Annotated in this window: 3 protein-coding genes; all 3 read right to left on the bottom strand. The window is 65.3% G+C overall.

The features are described from left to right. On the bottom strand, positions 1 to 130 hold a 130-nt coding region (locus tag Q0C64_RS13330; protein WP_294124328.1), incomplete at its 3' end, for an FAD-dependent oxidoreductase. A gap of 85 nt (positions 131 to 215) precedes the next feature. Continuing rightward, a complete protein-coding gene (gene odhB / locus Q0C64_RS13325; protein ID WP_294124327.1) occupies positions 216 to 1,478 on the bottom strand; it encodes a 2-oxoglutarate dehydrogenase complex dihydrolipoyllysine-residue succinyltransferase in 1,263 nt (420 codons plus the stop codon). Positions 1,479 to 1,492: 14 nt separating this feature from the next. Then, positions 1,493 to 3,108 (bottom strand): 2-oxoglutarate dehydrogenase E1 component (locus tag Q0C64_RS13320; protein WP_294124326.1); only part of this gene is annotated, 1,616 nt, incomplete at its 5' end.

Below are 3,108 nucleotides of genomic sequence, written 5' to 3'. Positions count from 1 at the left end.
AGGTGCCGCCCAGTGTCTCGCGCCCCTCGGCGCAGGCGGTCTTGAGGCCGAGCTGCGCGGCGCGGATCGCCGCGACATAGCCGCCGGGGCCGGAGCCGATCACCAGCACGTCGTAGTCGAAATCAGCCATGGTCATTCCTTGAAATCGGCAGCCTGCGACGCCGAGCGGCGCCTTCGCGCGGCGACATAGGCAAGCCCCGCGATTTTATCCAGCCTTAGAGGTCGATCAGCAGGCGGGTCGGATCCTCGATCGCTTCCTTGACGCGGACGAGGAAGGTCACCGCCTCGCGGCCGTCGATCAGGCGGTGGTCGTAGGACAGCGCCAGGTACATCATCGGACGGGCGACGATCTGGCCGTCGCGGACCACCGGACGCTCCTCGATGCGGTGCATGCCGAGCACCGCCGACTGCGGCGGGTTGATGATCGGGGTCGACATCAGCGAGCCGAACACGCCGCCGTTGGAGATGGTGAACGTGCCGCCCTTCATGTCCTCGGCGGTCAAGGTCCCGTCCTTGGCCTTCTTGCCATAGGCGGCGATGGCCTTTTCGATCTCGGCGAAGCTCATGCTGTCGGCGTCGCGGATCACCGGCACCACCAGGCCCTTGGGCGCCGACACCGCCACCGATACGTCGAGGAAGTCGGAATAGACGATCTCGTCGCCCTCGATCCGGGCATTTACCGACGGCACGTCGCGCGCGGCCAGCGCCACCGCCTTCACGAAGAAGCCCATGAAGCCGAGGCGGATGCCATGCTTCTTCTCGAACAGATCCTTGTAGCGGGCGCGGGCATCGATCACCGCCGTCATGTCGACGTCATTGTAGGTGGTGAGCAGCGCCGCCGTGTTCTGCGCGTCCTTCAGCCGGGTGGCGATGGTCTGGCGCAGGCGGGTCATCTTGACCCGCTCTTCTTTGCGTTCCCCGGCGTAGGCCGGGGCCCAGTCCGGCGTCACGGACGCCGCTACCGCGGCGGTCTGGGCTCCTGCCTTCGCAGGAGAACCAGGTTGCGCAGGGGCACTGGGCGCATCTTTCGCTGCGGCCGCTGCGATGACATCGTCCTTGGTCAGGCGCCCGTCCTTGCCGGTGCCATGGATCTTCGACGGGTCGACATGATGTTCCAGCACCGCGCGGCGCACCGCCGGCGACAGGGTCAGGTCGGCGTGCTCGGCATGTTCGACTTCGGGCTCCTTGCGCGGCTCGGCGGAGACTTCCGCGGCAGGGGCAGCCGTAGCCGCCGAAGCTCCCGGTTCACCGATCCGCGCGATCACCGCGCCGACCTCGACCGTGTCGCCTTCCTTGAATAGCTGCTCGCTCATCGTCCCCGCGACCGGCGACGGCACTTCGACCGACACCTTGTCGGTCTCCAGGCTGACGATCGGCTCGTCGGCGGCGACGGCCTCGCCCGGCTTCTTCAGCCACTGGGCCAAAGTTCCCTCGGTGATCGACTCGCCCAGTGCTGGGACCTTCACATCGGTGGCCATGGGTCGCTTGTTCCTTACGAAGCTTGTGCTTTTGTCTTGGCGCGGCTGCTATGCCCCAGCGCGTCGGCGATCAAGGCCGCTTGCTCCGCGGCGTGGCGTTTGGCCAGTCCGGTTGCCGGCGATGCTGAGGCGGCCCGGCCGGCATAACGCGGGCGCAATTGGCCATGCCCGGCCTCAACCAGGCAATCCTCCAGCAAATCCTCGACGAACTGCCATGCGCCATTGTTCTTCGGCTCTTCCTGCGCCCAGACCAGCTCTTCCAGCTTGGGCATGGCTTTGAGCCGCTTGACCAGCGGCTCACCCGGGAAGGGATAGAGCTGCTCGATGCGGATGATCTCGGTCGCCTGGTCACCCGCCGCATCCCGCGCCTCCATCAGCTCATAGCTGAGCTTGCCCGAGCAGAGCACCGCGCGCCGTGTCTCGCCCGCAGCTGGCGGGTTCGGATCGCTTAGAATGCGATGGAAATGGCCTTCGCCGATGAAGTCGCTCTTGGCCGACACCGCCAGCTTGTGGCGAAGCAGCGACTTTGGCGTCATCATGATTAGCGGCTTGCGGAAATCGCGCAGCATCTGCCGCCGCAGGATGTGGAAATATTGCGCGGGCGTAGTGCAGTTGGCGACCTGGATATTGTCCTCGGCGCACAGCTGCAGGTAGCGCTCGAGGCGAGCGGAACTATGTTCCGGCCCCTGCCCTTCAAAGCCATGCGGCAAGAGCATCACCAGGCCGCTGGCGCGCAGCCACTTGGCTTCGCCGGCGGCGATGAACTGGTCCATGATCGTCTGCGCACCGTTGGCGAAATCGCCGAACTGCGCTTCCCACAGCACCAGCGCGCGCGGGTCGGCTTGGGAATAGCCATATTCGAACCCGAGCACACCGAATTCGCTAAGCGGGCTGTCGAGCACTTCGAACCAGGGCTGGCCGGCGCGGTCGCGCTTGGTGCTCAGCGGGACATATTTCTCGCCGGTCACCTGATCGGTCCATACCGCATGGCGCTGGCTGAAAGTGCCGCGGCCGCTATCCTGACCCGACAGGCGGACGCGATAGCCGTCGTCGACCAGGCTGCCATAGGCCAGTGCCTCGGCCGTCGCCCAGTCGATCCCCTGCCCCTCGTCGAGCGCCTTCTTTTTGGCGTCGAGGATCCGGCCCAGTGTCTTGTGAATGGTCAGCCCTTCGGGGACGGTGGTCAGCAGTGCAGACAGGCGCGCATATTCGTCCTCGGGGATGGCGGTGTTGACGTTGCGCCGCGCATCGACAGGCTCGCCCGGTGTACCCAGCCCTTCCCAGCGGCCTTCGAACCAGTCGGCCTTGTTGGGGAGATAGCTGGTCCCTGCCTCGAACTCGCTTTCGAGATGCTGGACGAATGCTGCGGTGGAATCGTCAATCCACTTCTGATCGACCACGCCCTCGGCGATCAGCCGTTTTGCGTAGATTTCACTGACCGGCGGGTGGGTTTTGATCGCCGCGTACATCAGCGGCTGGGTAAAGCTCGGCTCGTCGCCCTCGTTGTGGCCAAAGCGGCGGTAGCACCACATGTCGATGACGATGTCGCGGTTGAATGCTTGGCGGAACTCGATCGCCATCTTGCAGGCAAAGGTCACCGCCTCCGGATCGTCGCCGTTGACGTGGAAAA

Origin of the sequence: Sphingomonas sp. (assembly GCF_023266535.1) — a bacterium.
GTDB lineage: Bacteria > Pseudomonadota > Alphaproteobacteria > Sphingomonadales > Sphingomonadaceae > Sphingomicrobium.
The sequence above is the reverse complement of the archived record's forward strand: the minus strand, read 5'-3'. Positions and strand labels throughout refer to the sequence as shown.

Bases quoted from the DNA above. Each gene is read 5' to 3' on its own strand.
- odhB (WP_294124327.1), bottom strand. From the start codon at position 1,478: ATGGCCACCGATGTGAAGGTCCCAGCACTGGGCGAGTCGATCACCGAG.